Below are 14,618 nucleotides of genomic sequence, written 5' to 3'. Positions count from 1 at the left end.
TTGCGCGCAGCGAGCGTCGCCCCGAAACACTTGTGCCGTCTGATCGTTATTCCTTGACTCTTGAGCCACGGAGGCCATTTCGCGCGACATGACCAGCGTTCAACCCCTTTCGTCCTCGGCTTCGGCTGCGGCCGACAAAGCCAGCAGCACCCAAACCCGCACCGCCGCCTCGCTGCACGATCTTGTGCTGGCGTCACTCGATGACGATCAGGCGCAGGACGTCGTGTCGCTCGCGCTTGAGGGCAAGAGCTCGATCGCCGATTACATGGTGATCGCCTCGGGCCGTTCGACCCGCCAGGTCGCCGCGATGGCGCAGAAACTGGCCGAGCGCGTAAAGCACGGCGGCTACGGCCATGTCCGCATCGAGGGCTTGCCCGCCGCAGACTGGGTGCTGATCGACGCAGGCGATGTCGTCGTGCACCTGTTCCGTCCCGAAGTGCGCACGTTCTACAACCTCGAGCGCATGTGGAACTTCGGGGACGCCGGCGCAGCCTGACAGGCTTTCGCGCCGAACGATTCTGCGCGTACCCTTTAGTTTGCGCCGGGGGATTCATTTCCCGGCAAATCCCGGCTAGATCGCCGGGATGCTGCTCCACGTTATCGCCCGCGGGAAGATTGGCCGTTCGCCCGAGGCGGAGCTTGTCGAGCGCTACGCCAAGCGGATTTCGTGGGGCTGGAAAGTCACCGAATTGCCCGATCGTGCCAGCGACAAGGGCGGCACCGTGCCGCCGCCCTCGCAAACCCCATCGCGCACGGTTGCGATGGACGAACGCGGCAAGCAACTCACCTCGAGCGAATTTGCGGCAATCCTCGGCCGTTGGCGCGATGACGGTGTGCGCGAGACGCGGTTCCTGATCGGCGCGGCAGACGGCCATGACGACGCCCAGCGAGAATCTGCCGACCTGCTCATCGCTTTCGGGAAGGCGACATGGCCGCACATGATGGCGCGGGCCATGCTCGCCGAACAGCTCTGGCGGGCAACCAGCATTCTTGCTGGGCATCCCTATCACCGCGAGGGATAAGCGCCGTCATGACGTCACGCATTGCCTTTCTCTTCGCGGTCCTGGCATTGGCTTGCGTGGCAGGCTGGCAGGCATCCGCGCAGCAGGAATCGCCGTTTGCCGATGCGGGCGAGGCGGGCGAAGCGCTGCGTCGCGCCGGGCAGTCATTGGCGGTAACCCGCGCCCGCGCGGAAAAGCTAGAACGAGCCGCGCGTAGTGCCACCGCAGAGGCCGATCGCACCGCGCGCGAAGCCGCCGCCGTCGCCGCGCGCATCCAGCAATCCCAGGCCGAAATCGAACTGGCGCAGGCCAGAATCGCCCTGATCGATCGCCAGCGCGAGCAGTTGCGCTCGCGCATGGCCGAGCGGCAGGAGCCGGTCGTGCGCCTGACCGCAGCGCTGCAGATGATGGCGCGTCGCCCGCTCGCCTTCGGTCTCGTGCGTTCCGAGTCGTTGCGCGACACGGTCTATCTGCGTGCGGTCATGGAAACGATGCTGCCCGAAGTGCGGCGTCGCACCGCCGGCCTGCGCGCCGAAATCCAGCGCGGCCGCAAGCTGCAGGACGACGCGCGCCTCGCCACCAGCCAGCGCCGTAACGGGGAAAAGTCGCTCGCCGCGCGGCAGGTCGAACTGGCCGCGCTCGAAAGCCGCCAGCGCCTCGCCTCGCGTGCGGCGCAGGGTGTTGCCAGCCGCGAGGCCGATCGCGCCATGGCACTGGCCGAACAGACGCGCGACCTCTCCTCTCTGATGGGCGAACTCGAGAGCGCGGGCACATTGCGCAAGCGTCTGGCGGCGCTGCCCGGACCGATCCTTCCGCCAAGCCGTCCGGGCGAAGTGCTGATGGTGGTCGATGCCCGGCCCCCTGCCGCTCCAGCCCCGGCAGACGGCATCGCCTGGATCATTCCGGTCGCGGGCCGTCTCGTCTCTGGCTTCGGGGAACGTCGCGAGGTCGGGCTCACCACCGGCATCCAGCTTGCCGCCAGCGCAGGCGCGCAAGTCGTGTCCCCTGCCGACGGTCGCGTCGCTTTCGCCGGGCCCTACCGCGGCTATGGCCGGATCGTGATCGTCGAGCACGAGAGCGGCTGGACAACGCTCGTTACCAATCTCGGCCGGATTGCCGCGAGCGTGGGCGAAAAGGTCGTGCAGGGCTCACCGCTCGGCAATGCGGGCCCGGGGCGTCCGGTCCTCTCGATCGAGCTGCGGCGGGAGGGCACGCCGGTCAATCCGCTCGAGCAGGTGCGTGGCTGACGCCCGTCGGGAGCGTTGTGTCGTTCGTCGAACAGCGCATGTCCTGCCCCAAAACCTCATCTGGCGTTAATTCAGCTGCGGTTATAGAACCCCCACATGCATGCCTCTTCGCGAAAGGCCCCAAGGGCAATGAAGCTCGCCCACCTGCTGCGCACCACCGCGCTCGTCACTGCCGTTGCCCTGATCCCGGCCGCCACCGCCGGCCTTGCCGCGGTTGACGCGCGCTCGGGCCCCGAGTTCGGCAAGCTTATCGCCGTCTATGAGCGCGTGAAGGCGAATTACGTCGAGCCGGTCGACGACGACAAGCTGCTCAAGGGCGCGATCGACGGAATGCTCGCCACGCTCGATCCGCACAGCTCCTACCTCGACGCCCGCGATTTCGAGAACCTGCGCACGCAGACCGAAGGCTCCTACGGCGGCCTCGGCCTCTCGGTCACGATGGACGATGGCGCGGTCAAGGTCATCGCGCCGACCAAGGGCAGCCCTGCCGATCTCGCCGGCGTCAAGGCCGGCGATTATATCACCCACCTCGATGGCAAGCTGATCTATGGCGGCTCGCTCGATGAGGCGGTTGATCAGATGCGCGGCGTACCGGGCACCCAGATCCGCCTCAGCGTTTTCCGCCCCGGTCGCGACGAACCGTTCGACGTGACCCTGACCCGGCAGATCATCGAACTCAAGCCCGTTGCGCTCGAAATGCAGGGCAATGTCGCGGTGATCTCGGTGTCCAGCTTCAGCACCGATGTCGGGGCCGCTGTCATGCGGTCGTGGAACGAGGCCAAGGCAAAGAGCGGCGGCAAGGTCAGCGGTCTCGTGCTCGACCTGCGCGGCAACCCGGGCGGCCTGCTCGATGAAGCCGTCGCCCTGTCCGACCTGTTCCTGGATCAGGGCACGATCGTTTCGCAGCGCGGCCGCTATGCGCGCGACAACGAGATATATCCGGCCGAAGTCGTCACGCGCGGCGATATCGCCAAGGGCGTGCCGATGATCGTGCTGATCGATGAAGGCTCTGCTTCCGCCTCCGAGATCGTCGCCGGTGCCCTGCAGGACCAGCATCGTGCGGTCGTCATGGGCCAGCGCAGCTTCGGCAAGGGCAGCGTGCAGACGCTGATTCCGCTGACGCGCGACACCGCGATCAAGATCACCACTGCCCGCTACTACACGCCTTCGGGCCGCTCGGTGCAGGAGGGCGGAATCGATCCCGATATCGCCGTGCCGCAGATTTCCGACCCCGATCTGCGCAAGCGCGCGATGCGGTCGTATCGCGAAAGCGATCTGCGCGGCCATCTGATCAACGAGATCAAGCTCGACGACAAGGATCTCGAAAAGGACAAGATCGACGATCCGCGCTTCAAGATGACGCCCGAGGAACTCAAGGCGAAGAACATCAAGGATTTCCAGCTCTATTACGCGGTGCAGACGCTCGGCCGGACTGCGCCCCGGAGTGCACTTGCGGCAAAGCTGAAGCGGTAATAGGGCAGGGCCCATGACGCCTGCCCGGAACAGAAACGCCGCTTATGCGCTCGCGCTGATCGTGCCTGCTGCCCTGATGGGTGGAGCGCTGATCTCGCAATACGTCTTTGGCCTTTACCCTTGCCAGATGTGCTGGTGGCAGCGCTATCCGCACATCGCTGCGATCGTGCTGGCGCTGCTCGCCTTCACCATGAAAGGAAAGGGCGCGGGCGACATGACCGTGATCCTCTCCGCGATCTGCATCGGCGCATCGGGCCTGATCGGCGGCTTTCATGCCGGTGTCGAATATGGCTGGTGGGAAGGTGTCACGTCCTGCGCCACGGTTGCGGGCGGCGGCGATCCGCTCGATGCGATCATGAATGCGCCGGTCATCCGTTGCGACGTCGCGCCCTGGACGCTGTTCGGGGTCAGCCTTGCCGGATTCAATTTCCTCATTTCGCTGGCCGGGGCGGCGTTGATCTTCGCGCTGCTCGGCAAGGGCCGAAAGGGCACCTGACATGTCGAAGTCGTCCGAAATGCTGCGTGTCGATCAGGCGGGCGAATTCGGCGCGACCCGCATCTATGCAGGGCAGCTCGCCGTCATGGGCGATCGCGCACCGCACTCGGCAGAAATCGCCGCGATGGCCGCGCAGGAAGCCGATCATCGCAAGCGCTTCGACGCGCTCATCGCAAAACGCGGCGTGCGCCCGACCGCACTTCAGCCGGTATGGTCTGCAGCAGGCTTCGCGCTCGGCGCGGCGACCGCGCTGATCGGGCCCGAGGCCGCGATGGCCTGCACCGCCGCGATCGAGACCGAGATCGACCGGCACTATACCGAACAGCTCGAGGAACTGGGCGACGAAGACCCCGAACTTGCCGCGATGATCCGCGAGTTTCGCGATGACGAGCGCGAGCATCGCGATGCGGCGCTGGCCGCGGGCGCGGAAAAGGCCCCGGCCTATCCGGTGCTGTTTCACGCCATCCGCCTTGGCTGCCGCGCCGCGATTGCGCTGAGCAAGCGGATCTGAAACCTGTACGAACGGATGTTGTCGCGGGAACGTCCACCTTCATCTACCATTCAGCAGGTGGGCGGCCTATATCGGGGCAAGCCTGTCGGAGATTGTAGATGAAGCGCCTGATTTCTGCCGCCCTCGTAGCCGCCAGCGCTTTTGCGATCCCGGCCCACGCGCAGGATGCGGGCCTCACCGATCCGGGCGGCGAACGCGTCAACCAGATCATCGTCTATGGCGACGATCCCTGTCCCGCTTCGGCCGATGGCACGATCACGGTATGCGCGCGCAAGGAAGAGGCCGAGCGCTTCCGCATTCCCAGGCCGTTTCGCGACAATCCCAACGCCCCGGTCAACCAGGCCTGGTCCGAAAAGGTCCGGGCTTACGAAACGGTCGGCGCATCGGGCGTCAATTCGTGCTCTGCGGTGGGCTCGGGCGGCGCGTCGGGCTGCCTTACCCGGCTGATCGATCGTGCCTATGCCGAAAAGAAGAACGCGCCCGACGTGCAGTTCGGCAAGATGATCGAGGATGAACGCGCCAAGCGCCTGCAGTCGATCGATGCAGATGCTGCCGCCGAACAGGGGCGCGTCGAGCAGATCGAAAAGGAATACGAAGCTCGCCTGAAGCGCGAGCGTGAAGCCGCTGGCGAGGCGCAGCCAACCGCTCCGGTGACGCAACCCTGAATTGCAGGGCCCGGCAGGCCGAGGAGTTCACGCAGGGGATTGTCACGCAGGGCATGGAGGGGAGCGCAGAAGACGCGGAGATGTTTCTCCATGCTCTGCGCTCTCGATGTTCACCGGGTCTCTGCGCGAGACTATGCTATTTCACCCCAGCGCGATATCCGGCGCGTCTTCCTGCTTCATGCCGACGGTGTGATAACCCGCATCGACATGATGGACTTCACCAGTCACGCCCGATGAAAGGTTGGACAGGAAATAGAGCCCTGCACCGCCGACGTCCTCGATCGTCACATTGCGACGCAGCGGGCTGTTGAGTTCGTTCCACTTGAGGATGTAGCGGAAGTCGCCGATGCCGCTGGCGGCAAGCGTCTTGATCGGTCCGGCGGAGATCGCGTTGACGCGGATGCCCTGCGGCCCGCAATCGTTGGCAAGATACTTGACGCTGGTTTCGAGCGCGGCCTTGGCCACGCCCATGACGTTGTAGTGCGGCACGACCTTTTCCGCGCCGTAGTAGGTCAGCGTCAGGATCGATCCGCCGTCCGGCATCATTTCGGCCGCGCGCTTGGTCACCGCGACCAGGCTGTATGCCGAGATGTTCATCGTCATCAGGAAGTTGTCGAGCGTGGTGTCGTAGAACTTGCCGCGCAGCTGGGTCTTGTCCGAATAGCCGATGGCGTGGACGATGAAGTCGATCGTGGGCCAGCGCGCCTTCAGGGTCTCGAACGTCTGGTCGAGCGCGTCCATGTCGGACACGTCGCATTCGATCAGGAAATCGCTGCCGAGGCTTTCGGCCAATGGGCGCACGCGTTTTTCCAGCGCCTCTCCCTGATAGGAAAAGGCCAGTTCCGCGCCGTGCTCGCTCAGTTGCCTGGCAATGCCCCAGGCAAGCGACTTGTCATTGGCGAGCCCCATGATCAGGCCGCGCTTTCCCTGCATAAGTCCGGTCATGCGTTCTCGTTCTCGCTACTAGTCGTCGTCTCATGAACCGCGCCGGGATTGCTTTCCCGTGCACGATCGTCAGCCTGGCCCAACATGTCGCGCTCTTCCGGTGTTTCGGCCAGCGCGGCGTTGAGTTCGGCCCCCACGACCATCCCTAAGCCGACAAGCCAGAAAAAGAAAAGAGCGATCATCATTCCGGCAAGGCTGCCGTAGGTCAGATCATAGGAGAAAAAGGTCCGAAGCACGGTCGGCAGGGCAGTCGTCACCCCGATCCACCACAGCGTCACGAACAATGCGCCCGGCCATTTGGGATAGTTGCTCCCCCTAAATGCGCCCGGGGTCAGCGAGGCGAATAGCAGCCAAAGCGCGCCATAGAGGACGAACGCGGGGGCGAAGCGGCTGATCGCCAGCATGTCGATCAGGTCGTTGAACTGGGGCAGCCAGGCCTCGATGATCTCCTGCGCCGTGCCGATCATCACCTGCACGATGATCGACAGCAGAATGAGAATGACCGATGCGAGCGTAATGCCTGTCGATGCGAGCCGATAGCGCCAGAAGGCGTGCTCCCAGCGCGTGCCATAGGCGCGGCGCAGGATGTCGCGAATCGTCTCGACGAGACTGCCGACCGTCCACAACCCGAAGAATCCGCCGATCCAAAGCAGCCATCCGCTGCGGGCCTCGATCACGCTGCGCGCGACCGGTTCGATCACGTTGGCGACGACAGGCGGGACCGCGATCAGCACGGTGTTGATCGCGGCGGCTCGCTGGCTGGGCTCGCCCACCACCGAAAACAGCGCGGCGGCCGTGATGAAGAACGGAAACAGCGCGATGATCATCATGTAGGCAAGATTGCCGGCATGGATCGATCCGTCGTTGTAGGCACCGGTCCATACGCGCTTGGTTACTTCCCACGCGCGGCTGCCCGGGCCGAGACGCTCTCGTGCTTCGGAAAGTCCGGCGCGCCAGCGCAACGCCTCGCGCCGCCGTGCCTCGGGCGAGAGGTCGGGGACGTCGACGAGCGGACGAACGCCCGGCGGGAGGTCAGACACCTAGCTTGCTTCGAAGGTCACGCATGTCCTGCCAACCATCGAGACGGGCAATAAGGTCCTGATCTTCTGCGGGAAGATCAATTTGCAGCGTCACCAGTTGATCGCCACGGGTGCCGTCCTTGCGCGTGAAGCCCCGCCCCTTGAGGCGCAAGGTCCTGCCGCTCGAACTTCCCGGTGCCACGGTGAGCATGACCGGACCGTCGACGGTCGGCGCCTTCACCTTCGCACCACCAAGTGCTTCGGAAAGGCTGATCGGCAGGTCCAGCCGGATGTTGTCGCCATCGCGCTCGTAGAAGGGGTGGCTGCCGATCTCGATCGTTACGATGGCATCGCCATTGCCGCCCGGGCCCGGTTCACCCTTGCCCCCCAGCCGCATCTGCTGGCCGTTCTCCAGACCCGCAGGTAGCTTGAGGTCGATCGTCTTGCCGTCGGACAGGGTGATGCGCTGGTTGGCGCGCGTCGCCGCATCGACGAACGAAACCTGCAACCGGTAGTTGACGTTGGCGCCCTTGGGCGGAGGACCGCGTCGCGCACCGGCACCTCCGCCGAAGCCGCCGCCCATGCCGCCACGCCCGCCGAACAGACCCTCGAAGATGTCGCCGATGTCGACGCCTTCAGCCCCGCCACCGAAGCCGCCCTCGAACCCGCCGTCATGGCGGAACCCGCCCTGATTCCCGCGAAAACCGCCGCCGCCGCCGCCGAAGCCGCCGCCAAACGGGCCGGTCGGATTGCCGTCGGCATCGATTTCGCCGCGATCGAACTTGGCCCGCTTGTCCTTGTCGGACAGCAGGTCATAGGCGCGCGTCACCTCGGAGAAGCGCTCCGTGGCGCGAGGATTGTCCTTGTTGGTGTCCGGATGCAGTTCCTTGGCAAGCTTGCGATAGGCGGACTTTATGTCCTTCTCGCTCGCGCTGCGTTGAACCCCCAGGATCGAATACGGATCGGCCATGCGCCCTAGCTAGGATTTACCGGGCCTGCCCGCAAGGTTGCCTTTCCTACATGGCTTCGCGAGAGTAGTCCGTTGCCATGCAATTGATCCCGGTCATGGCGAAGCCGTTCGAAAGCGAGCAGCCAGATGCATGGGTCGGTGGGAGGCAGCCAAAGTCTCTCTGGACAGTGTAAACCGTGTAAACCCTCGTCAGGAATCTCCCGTGAAGTCTGAACATAACGCCGACGCCATCCCCCACGCCGACCCCCTCGCGATCTTCGAATCGTGGTTTGCGCAGGCGCAGGCAAGCGAACCCAACGATCCGAACGCCATGGCGCTCGCAACCGCCACGGCGGGCGGGGTTCCGTCGCTGCGCATGGTTCTGCTCAAGGGGCACGGGTCCGATGGCTTCGTGTTCTACACCAATTTCCAAAGCCGCAAGGGCGGTGAACTGGCCGCCAACCCCAACGTGGCACTGCTGTTCCACTGGAAGTCGCTGCGCCGCCAGATCCGCATCGAAGGCCCGGTCACCGAAGTCTCCCCGGCAGAAGCCGACGCCTATTTCGCCAGCCGCCATCCGGAATCCCGGCTCGGCTCGGCCGCGTCAGACCAGTCGCGCCCCTTGCCCGATCGCCAGGTCTATCTCGATCGCGTCGCCGCGCTGCGCGAACAGTATCCTGACGGCAACGTGCCGCGCCCCGCGCACTGGTCAGGCTACCGCGTGAAACCCGATGCCATCGAATTCTGGCAAGACCGCGACTACCGCCTGCACGAACGTCGCCGTTTCGTGGCGGATGGGAAGGGCGGCTGGACCAGCACCCTGCTTTACCCGTAAAGGCCATGCCGATGGACACGACTACGACCAACCTGCACAACGACCTCAACCGCAAGGCCGCGATGGCGAGCATCTCGGTGGCGGTTCTGCTCGTCGGCCTCAAGGTCTGGGCAGTTTTCTCGACGGGTTCGACCGCAATGCTCGGCAGCCTTGCCGATACCGCGCTCGATCTCGTGGCGAGCCTTGCGACGCTGCTCGGCGTCTGGGTCGCCGCGCAGCCCGACGATCACAACCACCGCTTCGGTCACGGCAAGGCCGAGGCATTGGCGGCCATGTTCCAGGTCGTGCTGATCTCGATCTCCGCGATCGGCCTGGCGTTCCGCGCGGTCGGCCAGTTCCTTGGCGGCGGCAAGGTGGCCGAGGCCGAATCGGGCGTGATCGTCTCGACGATTGCGCTGGGGGCCACGTTCGCGTTGCTCGCCTACCAGCGCTACGTGATCCGCAAGACGAACAGCCTCGCGATCAGCACCGACAACGTCCATTACAAGTCCGACCTGTTTCTCAACCTGGCGGTAATCGCCGCCTTGTTGCTCGACACCTACGCCGGCATCCGTGGCGCTGACGCGGTCTTCGCATTCGGCATCGCACTGTGGCTGGGCTGGGGGGCTTGGGGCGCATCGCAAGTGGCGATCGAACAGTTGATGGACCACGAATGGCCGCTGGAAAAGCGCGAGCGCTTCCTTGCAGTCGTGGCGCAACACCCTGAACTCCGTGGCCTGCACGACTTGCGCACCCGCACCAGCGGCAATCGCGATTTCGTCCAGTTCCATGTCTGGGTCGATGGCCGCATGACCGTGACCGAGGCCCATCGCGTGATGGACGAGATCGAGGACAAGCTGACGGCCGAATTCCCCGGCGTCGAGATTCTCATCCATCCCGATCCGGAAGGGCTGATCGATGAAGGCGCCATGGGAGCGGAGAATCTGCTCGCGCCCGGTCCTGACGGAATCAGCCCGGCGATTCTTGCGCAAGGAGCGCCCACCGCGTGACCGATTCCCGCGTTCCCTATTTCCATGTCGATGCCTTCACGGCGACCCCGCTCAAGGGCAACCAGGCGGCGGTGATGATGCTCGAGGCCTGGCCGGAGGATGAAGTCCTGCAGGCGATCGGCGCGGAGAACCTGTTTGCCGAGACCGCCTTTCTCGTGCCCGATCATTCGGGCGCGGCGGATTTCGAGCTGCGCTGGTTCACCCCCGCGGTTGAAGTGGCGATGTGCGGCCATGCGACGCTGGCCTCAGGCCATGTCGTGCTGGCGCAGGACCCGATGCGCGGGCGCGTGACCTTTTCCACGCGCAAGGCTGGTGTCCTCGAAGTCGCGCGGGACGGCGATCGCTATGTGTTGTCGCTTCCGGCGGTGCCCACCGCGCCCGAAGCCCATGACGAGGCCGCCGCAATGCTTGGTGCGGCCCTGCCGCAAGCTGTCTGGCGCTGCGCGGATGGCTACAACCTGTTCGTCTATGCGACGGCAGACGAAGTCCAGTCGCTCTCGCCCGATTTCAAGGCCTTGCTCAAGTTCGGCGACGCGCAATTCATTGCCACGGCACCGGGCGAGGGCCACGCGTCGGGTGCAGATGTGGTGAGCCGCGTGTTCGTGCCGGGTGGGGGGATCGACGAGGACGCGGCAACGGGCTCCGCTCATGCCGCGCTTACGCCCTACTGGGCGCAACGCTTGGGGCGCAACGCCTTCTCGGCCCATCAGGCTTCCGAGCGCGGTGCGGATTTCGCGTGCCGACTCGACGGGAATCGCGTCCTGCTCGGCGGCGATTGCGTGACGGTCGTCGAAGGCTTGTTCCGGCTGCCCTAGCGGTAGAGCGCGACGATGTCGGCCAGGGCGTCGACCACCGGGGCGAGCTTGTCGTCCTGAGTCTTGCCCAGACGGACCACGACCAGTCCGCGGCTCGGACTCACCAGGACATATTGTCCGAGATGGCCGATGCAGGCGTAGAGGTCCTTCGGGCCACGATCCGGAAACAGCGATGCCTCGCCATTCGTCGGCGCGCGATTGAGCCAGATTTGCGCGCCGTACTGGGCCTCTCGTGGCGAAGGCGTCACCATGAATTCGATCCACTGGCGCGGGATTATCTGCGCCCCGCGAACCGAACCCTTGTTGCGCAGAAAATCGCCGAAGCGTGCCCAGTCGCGCGCCGTCCCGTGGATCAGTGACCCGCCGACAAGTGTTCCGGCCCTGTCAAACTCGGGAAGCATCGACGTCATGCGCGCGGGTTCGAACAGGCGCGTGCGCAAATAATCCGAAACCGCGCGGCGACGGCTTTCCGGATCGGGCGAAGGTGAGAGCACGCGCGCAGCCAGATCGGCGAGAATCACGCTGCTGGCCGTCGAATATTCGAACTTCCGGCCCGGCTCTGCCTCGAGCGGCTGATCTTCGGCATAGCGCGCCATGTCGTCGCGCCCGTCGAGGAACAGCATGCGCACCTCATCGGCCTCATAAACCGGATCGATCGCTTCGGCATGACGAAGCCCTGAGCGCATCTGGAGCAGCTGGCGCAGGGTAATCTCGCCGCGCGGATCGCCCGATCGCTGCCATGCAGGCACGGGCGCGGTTTCATCGAGGCGCAGGCGACCGTCCGACACGAGCATGCCGATCATCACACCGGTGACGGACTTGGCCATCGACCAGCTCACGAACCGGGTGTTCTCGTGATGGCCCTGTGCATAGCGCTCGGCGACGATGCGCCCGTTCTTCATGACGATGACTGCACGCGTTTCGCCCGCATCGTCGGCGAACAGGGCATCGACCGCGCGCGCCAGCTTTTCGCGACTGGTGCCGGGCTCCTTGACGACGGCCTTGAGCGCCTGCTCCGAGATGGGTGGCGGTGCGTCGGCGGCATTCTTCCCCTGCGAACATCCGGCCAGCACTGGCAGGAGCGCAAACGTCAGGATAAGGGGAAGGGTGCGACGGGCCATCTGGCCTGTCCTTTCGACCAGAACGCGTATCGATGGCAACCGGCAACAACCATTCCCCCACAGCTCCGTCACTGACGATAGCGCCGCGCCGCAACTGGCGCCTGCGCGCGGGCCTGCTTGGACTGGGGCTGATCGCGGTGGTGGTGGCGGTATTTCTTTCGCCCATCCGCAGCTATGCGACCACCGGTGCCAGCTACGGCGCGCGGGTTGCATGCTCATGCCGGTTCGCAGGCGGGCGCGAGCTATCGGATTGCGCCAGCGATTTCGAGCCAGGGATGGAGCTGGTCAGCCTGAGCGAGGATGTCGAAGCACGCAGCGTGACGGCCCGATTCGCGATGATGGCGAGCGAAACCGCAACCTATCGCGAAGGCTGGGGCTGCGTGCTTGAGCCATGGAAATAGCCGCTCTAGCTGTCCTGCGGCCAGCCTTCTGTCGTTTCGATCCAGCCACCGCCGACGACGCGCTCTCCGGCATAGAGAACGGCGGCCTGACCGGGGGCGACGCCATATTCGGGCTGGTGGAACCGGATCGCCGTGCTCGCCCCTTGGCCGAACGGGCCTTCGAGCGTCACCGGCACGGGCTTGGCCATCGAACGGACCTTGGCGGTCAGCGGTAGATCGGGCAGCGGGCCGATGCGGTTGGTTTCGGTGATCGTCGCGCGACCGACGGCCAGCATCGTGCGCGGTCCCGCAAGGACGCGGCGATTGGCAGCATCCAGCCCTATCACGTAGAGCGGTTCGGGCTGGCCACCGATGTCCAGGCCGCGGCGCTGGCCGACTGTGTAGTGGATAATGCCGCGATGCGTGCCGAGCAGCGCGCCCGTGGCGGCGTGGACAATCTCGCCGGGCGCATCGCCTTCGGGTCGTACTGCGCGCACGATCTTGGCGTAATCGCCATCGGGCACGAAGCAGATGTCCTGGCTGTCGGGCTTGGCAGCGACGGCCAGGCCGAGTTCCTCGGCGATGCGACGGGTCTCGGCCTTGGGCAGGCCACCCAGCGGGAAGCGCAGGAAGGCGAGCTGGTCTTCGGTCGTTCCATAGAGGAAATAGGACTGGTCACGCGCCGGATCGGCGGCGCGGTGCAGTTCGGGACCGGCGGGGCCGGCCACGCGCTGAACATAATGCCCGGTGGCCAGGCAGTCCGCGCCAAGATCGCGCGCCATCGCGAACAGATCGGTGAACTTGGGCCCCATGTTGCAGCGGACGCAAGGGATCGGGGTACGTCCGGCAAGATAGTCGTCAGCGAAGCGTTCGACCACTTCCTCGCGGAAGCTCGATTCGTGATCGAACACGTAATGGGCAATGCCGAGCCGGTCTGCGACGGCACGCGCGTCGCGGATATCGTCGCCAGCGCAACAGGCACCCTTGCGACCCGTCGCGGCGCCATAGTCATAGAGCTGCAGCGTGATCCCGATCACTTCGGCACCGCTGGCCGCTGCGATCCCGGCAACGACCGAACTGTCGACACCGCCCGACATCGCCACGACGATGCGGCGCGCGCCGAGCGGTACCGGCAGGTCGAACAAGCTGGGAAGGTCGGGCAATGAGGAAATCGCGGCCATTTGACGCCCTTAGGCCTTTTCGCGGGCGAGGCAAAGTCGGGCGGCAAATGCGCGCGACTGGCGGCAAGTGAACCCTGAACAAAAGTTAAATGTGCCCTTTACCGGACCTTAGCCCTCTCGCGCATAGAAGGGTCGGCGATGGACATGAGCTTCAACGATCCCGGCCCGTTCGCCCCGGCAGATGCCGGAGCCGGCCTGCGCCTGATGACATGGCACGAACTGTGTTCGCGGATTGCCGCGGTGCAGGATCTCCGCCGCGTCTTGCTGGCGGCAGGAAGCGTTGACCAAGGCTCGTCCAGCGGAAGCTTCGACAGTCGTACGGCGCGAATCATTGCGTCGGGATTTGCAGGCGCTTGGGCGCAATCGGGGATCGATGAAGGCTACGTTAACCCAAACTCTTCAGTGAATGGCAAAGCACCATCCGGCAGACCGGATACCACTGATGGCCGCCCTGCGGCCGAGCCTCGCTGACCTACGAGACGGACATGATCGAAAACCAGAAAATCCGCCCGGCTCAGGTTATCGGCCCCCTTGGGGAGCCGCTGACGCTGGACAATCTTCCGCCCCCTACGACCACCCGCTGGGTCGTGCGCCGCAAGGCCGAGGTCGTGGCTGCGGTCAATGGCGGCTTGCTGACGATCGACGAAGTCTGCGAGCGCTACAGCTTGACGCTCGAGGAATTTGCGTCGTGGCAGCGCGCCGTCGACCGGTCGGGCATGCAGGGCCTGCGCGTCACGCGCATCCAGCACTATCGCGATCTCTACGAGCGCCAGCTCAAGTATTGAAGCAACTCCATCCGCTTCATCCGCGACGGCCGTCTTCCGCAAGGAGGGCGGCCGTTGTTCTTTTGGACATCTATCCTTCTGGACAGCACCAGTTCTTTGCCCGTCAGTCGCGAGACGTTACAAAAAGTTACAGGTGCAAGAAAGACACGGCCTCCGTTTCGGCATAAGTCCTTTGACGAGACGGAATTGCCACTCGTCGTAACCAA

General features: G+C 65.0%; 17 protein-coding genes. 12 read left to right on the top strand and 5 right to left on the bottom strand.

The features are described from left to right. Positions 1–88 precede the first annotated feature (88 nt). The 7 genes from rsfS to AC2A04_RS08355 all read left to right on the top strand — a co-directional run bounded on the left by rsfS (position 89) and on the right by AC2A04_RS08355 (position 5,393). Positions 89–496 (top strand): ribosome silencing factor, encoded by a 408-nt coding sequence (gene rsfS, locus AC2A04_RS08385; protein ID WP_484211870.1) that lies wholly within the window; start codon positions 89–91, stop codon positions 494–496. An 88-nt stretch (positions 497–584) separates the two neighbouring features. Further along, the gene (locus tag AC2A04_RS08380) at positions 585–1,022 is read left to right on the top strand and encodes a 23S rRNA (pseudouridine(1915)-N(3))-methyltransferase RlmH (protein WP_484211869.1); all 438 of its coding nucleotides are present in this window, start codon (positions 585–587) and stop codon (positions 1,020–1,022) included. Positions 1,023–1,030: 8 nt separating this feature from the next. Continuing rightward, positions 1,031–2,248: a murein hydrolase activator EnvC family protein gene (locus AC2A04_RS08375; protein WP_484211868.1), complete on the top strand. Its 1,218-nt coding sequence runs from the start codon at positions 1,031–1,033 to the stop codon at positions 2,246–2,248. A gap of 129 nt (positions 2,249–2,377) precedes the next feature. Then, the gene (locus AC2A04_RS08370) at positions 2,378–3,721 is read left to right on the top strand and encodes a S41 family peptidase (protein ID WP_484211867.1); all 1,344 of its coding nucleotides are present in this window, start codon (positions 2,378–2,380) and stop codon (positions 3,719–3,721) included. A 13-nt stretch (positions 3,722–3,734) separates the two neighbouring features. Next, entirely contained in the window at positions 3,735–4,217 is a 483-nt protein-coding gene (locus AC2A04_RS08365; RefSeq protein WP_484211866.1) for a disulfide bond formation protein B, read from the top strand. A 1-nt stretch (position 4,218) separates the two neighbouring features. Then, complete coding sequence (locus AC2A04_RS08360; protein WP_484211865.1) at positions 4,219–4,728, top strand: demethoxyubiquinone hydroxylase family protein; 510 nt, start codon at positions 4,219–4,221, stop codon at positions 4,726–4,728. A gap of 98 nt (positions 4,729–4,826) precedes the next feature. After that, on the top strand, positions 4,827–5,393 hold the full coding sequence (locus AC2A04_RS08355; RefSeq protein WP_484211864.1) for a hypothetical protein: 567 nt from the start codon (positions 4,827–4,829) through the stop codon (positions 5,391–5,393). Positions 5,394–5,534: 141 nt separating this feature from the next. Here AC2A04_RS08355 and fabI read toward each other — a convergent pair whose 3' ends face one another. The 3 genes from fabI to AC2A04_RS08340 are packed head-to-tail and all read right to left on the bottom strand — an operon-like array spanning position 5,535 to position 8,327. Continuing rightward, on the bottom strand, positions 5,535–6,338 hold the full coding sequence (gene fabI / locus AC2A04_RS08350; RefSeq protein WP_484211863.1) for an enoyl-ACP reductase FabI: 804 nt from the start codon (positions 6,336–6,338) through the stop codon (positions 5,535–5,537). Further along, positions 6,335–7,378: a YihY/virulence factor BrkB family protein gene (locus AC2A04_RS08345; RefSeq protein ID WP_484211862.1), complete on the bottom strand. Its 1,044-nt coding sequence runs from the start codon at positions 7,376–7,378 to the stop codon at positions 6,335–6,337. The genes fabI and AC2A04_RS08345 overlap by 4 nt, the downstream gene beginning before the upstream one ends. Then, a complete protein-coding gene (locus AC2A04_RS08340; protein ID WP_484211861.1) occupies positions 7,371–8,327 on the bottom strand; it encodes a DnaJ C-terminal domain-containing protein in 957 nt (318 codons plus the stop codon). The genes AC2A04_RS08345 and AC2A04_RS08340 overlap by 8 nt, the downstream gene beginning before the upstream one ends. A 202-nt stretch (positions 8,328–8,529) precedes the next feature. Here AC2A04_RS08340 and pdxH point away from each other — a divergent pair, with 202 nt between their 5' ends. From pdxH to AC2A04_RS08325, 3 genes are read left to right on the top strand one after another with little or no spacing between them, the layout of a single operon-like run. Next, on the top strand, positions 8,530–9,141 hold the full coding sequence (gene pdxH, locus AC2A04_RS08335) for a pyridoxamine 5'-phosphate oxidase (RefSeq protein ID WP_484211860.1): 612 nt from the start codon (positions 8,530–8,532) through the stop codon (positions 9,139–9,141). Positions 9,142–9,152: 11 nt separating this feature from the next. Further along, on the top strand, positions 9,153–10,130 hold the full coding sequence (locus tag AC2A04_RS08330) for a cation diffusion facilitator family transporter (RefSeq protein ID WP_484211859.1): 978 nt from the start codon (positions 9,153–9,155) through the stop codon (positions 10,128–10,130). Beyond that, positions 10,127–10,945, top strand: a complete 819-nt coding sequence (locus tag AC2A04_RS08325; RefSeq protein ID WP_484211858.1) for a PhzF family phenazine biosynthesis protein — start codon at positions 10,127–10,129, stop codon at positions 10,943–10,945. Before AC2A04_RS08330 ends, AC2A04_RS08325 begins: the two co-directional genes overlap by 4 nt. On the opposite strand, the gene AC2A04_RS08320 is transcribed toward AC2A04_RS08325, so the two are convergent. Further along, positions 10,942–12,066: a serine hydrolase domain-containing protein gene (locus AC2A04_RS08320; RefSeq protein ID WP_484211857.1), complete on the bottom strand. Its 1,125-nt coding sequence runs from the start codon at positions 12,064–12,066 to the stop codon at positions 10,942–10,944. The genes AC2A04_RS08325 and AC2A04_RS08320 overlap by 4 nt on opposite strands. Positions 12,067–12,098: 32 nt before the next feature. Here AC2A04_RS08320 and AC2A04_RS08315 point away from each other — a divergent pair, with 32 nt between their 5' ends. Beyond that, positions 12,099–12,467 carry a hypothetical protein gene (locus tag AC2A04_RS08315; RefSeq protein ID WP_484211856.1) on the top strand — a complete coding sequence of 123 codons (369 nt, stop codon included), beginning with the start codon at positions 12,099–12,101 and terminating at the stop codon, positions 12,465–12,467. A gap of 5 nt (positions 12,468–12,472) precedes the next feature. Here AC2A04_RS08315 and mnmA read toward each other — a convergent pair whose 3' ends face one another. Beyond that, on the bottom strand, positions 12,473–13,627 hold the full coding sequence (gene mnmA, locus AC2A04_RS08310; protein ID WP_484211855.1) for a tRNA 2-thiouridine(34) synthase MnmA: 1,155 nt from the start codon (positions 13,625–13,627) through the stop codon (positions 12,473–12,475). Positions 13,628–14,112: 485 nt separating this feature from the next. Between mnmA and sciP the strand changes: the two genes are divergently transcribed. Beyond that, positions 14,113–14,412 carry a CtrA inhibitor SciP gene (gene sciP, locus AC2A04_RS08305; RefSeq protein ID WP_484211854.1) on the top strand — a complete coding sequence of 100 codons (300 nt, stop codon included), beginning with the start codon at positions 14,113–14,115 and terminating at the stop codon, positions 14,410–14,412. Positions 14,413–14,618 lie beyond the last annotated feature (206 nt).

The organism is Novosphingobium sp. HNCC26DJ243 (assembly GCF_057180545.1).
Note: the sequence above shows the minus strand (reverse complement) of the source record. Positions and strands in the feature narration are given on the sequence as shown.

What these genes read in the sequence shown, in the direction of transcription:
- AC2A04_RS08375 (WP_484211868.1), top strand. Translation starts at nt 1,031, where the DNA reads ATGACGTCACGCATTGCCTTTCTCTTCGCGGTCCTGGCATTGGCTTGC.
- AC2A04_RS08380 (WP_484211869.1), top strand. Translation starts at nt 585, where the DNA reads ATGCTGCTCCACGTTATCGCCCGCGGGAAGATTGGCCGTTCGCCCGAG.
- AC2A04_RS08370 (WP_484211867.1), top strand. Translation starts at nt 2,378, where the DNA reads ATGAAGCTCGCCCACCTGCTGCGCACCACCGCGCTCGTCACTGCCGTT.
- AC2A04_RS08360 (WP_484211865.1), top strand. Translation starts at nt 4,219, where the DNA reads ATGTCGAAGTCGTCCGAAATGCTGCGTGTCGATCAGGCGGGCGAATTC.
- AC2A04_RS08320 (WP_484211857.1), bottom strand. Translation starts at nt 12,066, where the DNA reads ATGGCCCGTCGCACCCTTCCCCTTATCCTGACGTTTGCGCTCCTGCCA.
- AC2A04_RS08330 (WP_484211859.1), top strand. Translation starts at nt 9,153, where the DNA reads ATGGACACGACTACGACCAACCTGCACAACGACCTCAACCGCAAGGCC.
- mnmA (WP_484211855.1), bottom strand. Translation starts at nt 13,627, where the DNA reads ATGGCCGCGATTTCCTCATTGCCCGACCTTCCCAGCTTGTTCGACCTG.
- rsfS (WP_484211870.1), top strand. Translation starts at nt 89, where the DNA reads ATGACCAGCGTTCAACCCCTTTCGTCCTCGGCTTCGGCTGCGGCCGAC.
- AC2A04_RS08315 (WP_484211856.1), top strand. Translation starts at nt 12,099, where the DNA reads ATGGCAACCGGCAACAACCATTCCCCCACAGCTCCGTCACTGACGATA.
- fabI (WP_484211863.1), bottom strand. Translation starts at nt 6,338, where the DNA reads ATGACCGGACTTATGCAGGGAAAGCGCGGCCTGATCATGGGGCTCGCC.
- sciP (WP_484211854.1), top strand. Translation starts at nt 14,113, where the DNA reads ATGATCGAAAACCAGAAAATCCGCCCGGCTCAGGTTATCGGCCCCCTT.
- AC2A04_RS08340 (WP_484211861.1), bottom strand. Translation starts at nt 8,327, where the DNA reads ATGGCCGATCCGTATTCGATCCTGGGGGTTCAACGCAGCGCGAGCGAG.
- AC2A04_RS08365 (WP_484211866.1), top strand. Translation starts at nt 3,735, where the DNA reads ATGACGCCTGCCCGGAACAGAAACGCCGCTTATGCGCTCGCGCTGATC.
- AC2A04_RS08355 (WP_484211864.1), top strand. Translation starts at nt 4,827, where the DNA reads ATGAAGCGCCTGATTTCTGCCGCCCTCGTAGCCGCCAGCGCTTTTGCG.